The sequence below is a fragment of the Amycolatopsis sp. NPDC051371 genome, from assembly GCF_040682155.1.
In the GTDB taxonomy this organism is placed as follows: domain Bacteria; phylum Actinomycetota; class Actinomycetes; order Mycobacteriales; family Pseudonocardiaceae; genus Amycolatopsis.
This window is the reverse complement of the sequence record NZ_JBFBAG010000030.1, coordinates 140100-146324: the sequence shown is the minus strand read 5'-3', so window position 1 is coordinate 146324 and position 6225 is coordinate 140100. Positions and strand designations below refer to the sequence as shown.

7 protein-coding genes and 1 pseudogene are annotated in these 6225 nt (G+C 71.6%); 6 read left to right on the top strand and 2 right to left on the bottom strand.

Going from position 1 to position 6225, the window contains the following annotated elements; translation table 11 throughout:
• Nucleotides 1–85 precede the first annotated feature (85 nt).
• A pseudogene (locus tag AB0M59_RS32525) lies at nucleotides 86–619 on the bottom strand (CGNR zinc finger domain-containing protein); the annotation flags it as partial.
• A gap of 53 nt (nucleotides 620–672) precedes the next feature.
• Here AB0M59_RS32525 and AB0M59_RS32520 point away from each other — a divergent pair.
• The 5 genes from AB0M59_RS32520 to AB0M59_RS32500 all read left to right on the top strand — a co-directional run bounded on the left by AB0M59_RS32520 (nucleotide 673) and on the right by AB0M59_RS32500 (nucleotide 5115).
• Complete coding sequence (locus AB0M59_RS32520) at nucleotides 673–1527, top strand: alpha/beta hydrolase (RefSeq protein ID WP_364622896.1); 855 nt, start codon at nucleotides 673–675, stop codon at nucleotides 1525–1527.
• A 95-nt stretch (nucleotides 1528–1622) separates the two neighbouring features.
• Nucleotides 1623–3023, top strand: a complete 1401-nt coding sequence (locus AB0M59_RS32515) for a hypothetical protein (protein WP_364622894.1) — start codon at nucleotides 1623–1625, stop codon at nucleotides 3021–3023.
• Nucleotides 3020–3412 (top strand): FixH family protein, encoded by a 393-nt coding sequence (locus AB0M59_RS32510; RefSeq protein ID WP_364622891.1) that lies wholly within the window; start codon nucleotides 3020–3022, stop codon nucleotides 3410–3412. The genes AB0M59_RS32515 and AB0M59_RS32510 overlap by 4 nt, the downstream gene beginning before the upstream one ends.
• 22 nt (nucleotides 3413–3434) lie before the next feature.
• Complete coding sequence (locus AB0M59_RS32505) at nucleotides 3435–4577, top strand: hypothetical protein (protein WP_364622889.1); 1143 nt, start codon at nucleotides 3435–3437, stop codon at nucleotides 4575–4577.
• Nucleotides 4570–5115, top strand: a complete 546-nt coding sequence (locus AB0M59_RS32500) for a hypothetical protein (protein ID WP_364622886.1) — start codon at nucleotides 4570–4572, stop codon at nucleotides 5113–5115. The genes AB0M59_RS32505 and AB0M59_RS32500 overlap by 8 nt, the downstream gene beginning before the upstream one ends.
• A gap of 131 nt (nucleotides 5116–5246) precedes the next feature.
• Here the strand turns inward: AB0M59_RS32500 and AB0M59_RS32495 are convergent, their stop codons facing one another.
• On the bottom strand, nucleotides 5247–5501 hold the full coding sequence (locus AB0M59_RS32495) for a DUF397 domain-containing protein (RefSeq protein WP_364622883.1): 255 nt from the start codon (nucleotides 5499–5501) through the stop codon (nucleotides 5247–5249).
• Between the two features lie 461 nt (nucleotides 5502–5962).
• On the opposite strand from AB0M59_RS32495, the gene AB0M59_RS32490 reads away from it, so the two are divergent.
• Entirely contained in the window at nucleotides 5963–6217 is a 255-nt protein-coding gene (locus AB0M59_RS32490) for a hypothetical protein (RefSeq protein ID WP_364622880.1), read from the top strand.
• Nucleotides 6218–6225 lie beyond the last annotated feature (8 nt).

The window sequence follows — 6225 nt, the reverse complement described above, 5'->3', positions numbered from 1 at the left end:
CAGCAGGCGCTGCTGGGTGCCGCGCTCGTCGGCGTGCGTGTCGAACCCGCCCAGCGACACCGAATACACCCGGGTCGGCACAGCCCCGCGCATAGTGGGCGCGGGCCTTGGCGCGGTTGCCGCACCTGGCCATCGAGCACCACTGCCGGTTGCGCCGCGGCGAGGCGTCGCAGAACCGGACCCCGCAGTCGTCCGCCGCGCAGATGCGGACCTCCGCGTCGCTCGCCGCCAGGTCGATCGCGTCCGCCGCCAGTGCCGCGAACGCCACCGCCACCGGGTCCTTCGGCGCCGGGACCTCGCGGCGGAGACGGCCGTCGGCCGCGACCAGGCGCGGCGGGGGCGCCGGCGCCGCGGCCGCCGCGTTGTTGACCAGGTCGATGTCCATCTCGTCCGGCAGGCCGTCCGCGAGCAGCACCCGGTCGATCGCCTCCCGCAACGCCTTCGCCGCCAGCACGTTCCCGGCCGTCACCGGCACCGGGCCCGTCGTGAAGCCCGCCAGGGAAAGCCATTCCGCCAGCGCGTCGGGCCCGGTCAGCAGCTCGACGCCCTCGGCGTACCGGGAACGCAGGGTGTTGACCAGGTCGAGGCACGGCCGTCCGCCGTCGAAAGCCCACTCCATGTCCGCATCCTAACCGTTGCGAACAGTTAGAAGTGCCGCTATCTTCTAACCGTATGAACAGGTTAGAGAGCATGGCCACGGTCAACGGGATCCGGATGCACTACCTGCGCGCCGGCGAAGGACCGCCGCTGTTCCTCCTCCACGGCTGGCCGCAGACGTCGCACTGCTGGCACCAGGTCCTCGAACCGCTCGCCGAGACGCACACCGTCATCGCCCCCGACCTGCGCGGCTACGGCCGCACCGACAAGCCCCGGGCCGGCTACGACAAGCGCACGATGGCCGCCGACGTCGCCGCCCTCGCCGAGCACCTGGGCTTCGCGAAGGTCGACGTCGCCGGGCACGATCGCGGCGGCCGCGTCGCCCACCGCTGGGCCCTCGACCGCCCGGACCAGGTCGGCCGGCTCGCCGTCCTCGACATCGCCCCGACCCGCGCCATGTGGCAACGCCTCGACACCGGCGTCGCGCAGGCCTACTGGCACTGGCTCTTCCACCTCCAGCCCGACCTCCCGGAGCTCCTCGCCGGCCAGAACATCGCGGCCTATCTCGGCTACTTCTACGAGCGCTGGACCTACCAGCGCCACAGCCTCGACCCGGACGCCGTCGCCGAGTACGTCCGCGCCTTCTCCCAGCCCGGCGCACTCCGCGCCGGTTTCGACGATTACCGCGCCTCTTTCCCGGACGACGCCGAGCTCGACGACGCCGACTACGCCGCCGGAAAGCGCATCACGCAGCCCCTTCTGGCGCTCTGGGGTGCGAACGGCCTGCTCGGCACCCTGCCGACGCTGGAGATCTGGCGGGAGTACGCGAACGACGCCACGGGTGAAGCCCTGGCCGAATGCGGCCACTTCCTGCCCGAGGAACAGCCCGCGGAAGTCGTCTCCCACCTGCGGAAGTTCCTGCACCCCTGAGACCCCCGGGGGCTCCGGTCCCCCGCACTGGGGACCGGAGTTCCCTCCCCGCCGTGACGCCCGCCACGGTCCGCCGTCGCTAGGTTCGAACCACGATGGGGACCAAAACAAAAGCCGCGCTGCTGATGCTGCTGGCCGTGCTGGGGATCGCACTGGCCGGCGGGACCGCGCACGCCGACGGAGCGCCGTCCGGCACCGACATCCAGGTCGCGCAGACACTCGGCGCGCGCGAGCTGACCATGATCATCCGCCGGGTCGACGTCACGCCGTCGCCGCTGCGAGTCGACGTCGTGACGCACCAGGGCACCGCGCCCGGCACGCTGCACCTGGCCGTCGCCGCCGACGGCGTCGTGACTTCGCGGGGAGACGTCGTGCTCGGCGCCGAACCCGGCGTGTACGCGGGAAATCTCCAGGTCGACAAGCCGGGCCCGTGGGAGCTGTCGTTGAACGACGGCAGCGGGACCACCGCGACCATCCCGTTCCTCGTTCCCGCGCGGGTGGTTCCGCCGTGGGAGAAGGCGACCTACGGCGGGTTCGTCGCCGCGGGTGTCTTCCTGCTGCTCGCGCTCGTCGTGGGGATGCGGGCGAAGCGAACTGCCTTCGCGTTGATCCCGGCCGGGGGCGTGGTCGCCGCGCTCGCCGTCGCCGTCACGGGAGCGCTGCTGTCGGCGAGCACTCCCCCGCCGCCCGCGCCCGGCAGCCAGCTCGATCCGACGTACGACAACGTCACCGACCCGTACGCCAACGCGCAGCTGTCCACTGTGGACTACTCCCGGCCGCCGGTGAACCTCGCGGCGCACGCGGAACCCGGCGGCCTGCGGCTGGGCCTCACCGACGGCGCCACCGGCCGCCCGGTCGACGACCTGCTGATCCACGACAACGCGCTCGTGCACCTGGTACTGGTTTCGCCGTCCGGCCGGATGAGCCACCTGCACCCGGTGCGGGTCGGCCCCGGCGACTACCGCGTCGGCGTCGCCGCTCCGGAAACGGGCACGTACAGCGTCGCCGCGGAGCTCGTCCGGCGCGGCGGCGGGGTCCAGCTCGTCAGGTCCACTGTGGACCTGACGGGGACCGCCGCCCCCGCGCCCGAACCGTCCGGCGCCGGGCCGCGGACGATCGACGGCACCCCGGTCGACCTCACGATCACCCCCGGCACGCCGACCACCGTCACCGCGCACTTCCGGACGCAGGACCTCCAGCCGTGGCTGGGCATGCTCGGCCACCTCATCGTCGCGGGCCCGATCACCGGCCCGGACGTCGGAGCCGCCGCCGCGAAGGCCCCCACGTGGGCGCACGTCCACGCGATGATCCCGCCGGTCGCGGGGCAGCTGGACCGCCCCGACGAGACCGTCGCCGCGTACGGCCCGGACGTCAGCTTCACCTACACCTTCGCCGCGTCCGGCCGGTACCGGATCTGGCTGCAGGCGGAACGCGGCTACCGCGTGCTCACCATCCCCGCCGTGGTCGACATCCCGACGACAGGAGCAGGCCGATGAAACGCCCCACGGTGCTGATCGCCGTCGTCGTGCTGGTGGTCGCGGCCGGCGCCGCCTGGCTGCTCTGGCCCGCCGGCGCCGCGAAAGCCACCACGCAGCAAGCGGTTTCCGGGCCGTACACGGTCCAGTTCTCCGCGGACCCGCCGCGCATCGGCGGCAACACGTTCGCCGTGGCCGTCACCGGGCCGGCGCCCGACAGCGTCTCGGTCGAGCCGGTGATGGCGCAGATGGGGCACGCGTTCGCGCCGGTGCTCGCCGTGCCGGACGGGCCGGGCCGGTTCCGCGTCACCGGCGTCGGGCTGCCGATGTCCGGGCAGTGGGAGATCTCCGTGTCCGTGCACGGGCCCGGTGGGCCCGCCCAAGTCGTTTTTCCGTTGCTCGTCAAGTAGACAAGTAGAAAGGTCGGGGGAAATGGATCTCACCGCATCCGGCGTGCGCACCACGTCGGTGGCGAAACAGGCGCGAACGGGCTTGCTGCCCGCGAACGTCGTGCTCGGGGGGTCACTGCTGTCACTGGTCGGGCTGACCTGGGACATCCAGTGGCACAGCGACGTCGGGCCGGACACGTTCTTCACGCTGCCGCACCTGTTCCTGTACGCGGGCAGCGCGGTCGTCGGCCTGGCGAGTCTCGCCGTCGTGCTGCTGACGACGGCGGCGCGCCGCGCGGGCCGTCCGGTCGACCCGCGGATCGGCGGGCGCGTCGTCAACGTGTTCGGCCGGACGTTCGCGGCGCCACTGGGCTACCTCGTCTCCGGGGTGGGGGCGGCGACGTTCCTGCTGTACGGCCTGTGGGACCAGTGGTGGCACGGGCTCTACGGCTTCGACGCGGTCATCGACTCGCCGCCGCACATCGGGTTGCTGCTGTCGATCACGGTGTCGCTGATCGGCACGACCGCGGTGTTCGCCGCGGCGCGGGAGCACCGCTGGGGCCGGCTCGGCACGTTGGCCTCGCTGACCGTGCTGCTCACGTTCGGGCCGGTGCTCGCGCTCGGGCTGCAGCAGGTGCCGGACGACTACGCCGACGCCGTCTCGATCGGCTGCTCGATGATGGCGGTGCTGCTCGTCGCGGTCGGCGCCGGGTTCCTGCGCCGTCCGGGCGGGGCGGTCGGCACCGCGGCGATGGTCGCGGCCGTGCAGGCGGTCTTCTGGTGGTTCTCGCCGTGGGCGGCCCAGGCCTACGCGGACCTCGTCGGCCTGCCGATGCGCGACGCGATCTCCGGCGTGCCGGAAATGCCGTCGCTGACGCCGATGGCGCTGCTGCCGGTGGCCGCGCTGATGGAGCTGGCGTACTTCGCCGGCCGACGCCGGGGGTGGTCCGCGGGCCGCGTGTCCGTGCTCGCGGGCGGCATCGCCGGGCTGCTGATCGGGCTGAGCCTGCCGGTCCAGCGCGTCCTGCTCTACACCGGCGCGCACCTGCCGCCGGCCTGGTACCTGACGACGACGGCCGTGCTCAGCGGCCTGCTCGGGCTGCTCGGCGGGTTCGCCGGGTGGCGGTTCGGCGGGATGCTCTGCCTGCTGGCGCCCGCGAAGAAGGGGGAAACCGCTGATGCGTAAGGCACTTCTGGCCATGGCGGCCGTCGCTGGGCTGCTGTTCGCCACCGCGGCGCCGGCCAACGCCTACGAGCCGGTCAACATCGTGCACACCGAGCACGTGCAGGCCGGGCCGTACGGGATGACGATCGGGTTCAGCACCTGGCCGCTGAAAGCCATGCAGTCGCTGGACTTCACGTTCATCCCCGACGGCGGGATCGAGGACAAGTCCGGCACGCTCACGATGATCAACCCGGAGGGCGGCAAAAACCGCACGCAGCCGCTGGTCCGCCACCCGCGCAAGCTCGACGTGTGGGGGCTCGACGTCCGTTCGATGCCACGGCCGGGTGAGTGGACGTTCCGCTTCACGGTCAACGGCCCGGCCGGGTCCGGCACCGGCGACCTGAAAGCGCTGCCGGTGCTCGAGCAGCCGGGGCCGCCGATGGGCTTGAGCTGGGCCATCAGCACGTTGCCGTTGATCGGGCTCGTGGTGCTGGTCGTGGTGGCCTGGCGCCGGACCCGGGGCCGGTTGCGCGGAGGTGAGCTTCCGGCGATCGGGTGAGATTCCGCTCACAATCAGCGCTCGGGCGTATCCGCGTCGTCGCGAAGGCCTCCTTCACCAGAGACGGGAAGGGGGCCTTCGCGATTCTTGGACACAGGTGGGTGATCACGATCACCGCCACGGGGGATGGTTCAGGCGGGCAGGTCGAACTGCCCGGCCTTCACGGCGACCAGGAACGCTTCCCATTCGGCGGTGTCGAACACGAAGACGGGGCTGCTCGCGAGCTTGGTGTCGCGGACCCCGATCAGGCCTTCGCGACCGAGGTTGACCTCGACGCAGCTCCCACCGTTGGGCTCGCTGGCGAACGACTTCTCCCAGGCAGCCTCTTGGAACAGGGACACGGCCGTGTTCGGATCGTAATCCGCGAACGACGGATAATCCGCCATGGGTCGTACCTCCGTGGATCGATGGGGGGCGCGGCCGCGACCAGGTCAAAAGTACCCGCGTCCGGCTACTCAGTGTCTCAATGGAGTACGCCGCACGGCCAAGCGGGTGATCAACTAGGTCCGGCCTCGACATGAAGATTATTCCAGGAGTAGGATTAATCGCATCGGCCGGGGCGCTGGTGTCGGTGAATGACTGCCTCTCTGCGACGGGCGGTCCGCGGATGCCGCAGACCTCTGGCTGACGACCGACCAACCACCACAGCAGGACCTCATGGGGGAGGATCAGCGTGATCGTCAAGGACAGCGCGCCACCGAGCGTGCTCGTCGTGGGCAGGCCCGCCCGCGGTGCGACCGAGCTGGTCCGAACCACAGGCGGGGAAGCGTTTTCCCGCACCGCGACCGAACTCTGTCCCGGACTGGCCGTCGTACGGCCGCCGCGACGAGAGCTGGGGGTGTAGACGATGGCCGTCCGGCTGAACTCGCTCTTCCGCCGCGAGGACGAAGAGCCCCGTGGCCGCCGCGGAATCGGCAACGAACTGAGGAACCGCTTCGGTTTCAGCCTGATCCAGGCGCCCCTGCGCAAGACCACGACGTGGGCGACGGACCAGGATCTCCCGCTGCAGCGGTACTCCGACGGCATCCGGACGACCCGGCCGCTGGAGGCGTCGATCGACCTGACCCCGCTGCTGCGCGGGCGGATCGGTTCACGCGCCTGAACTGCTGT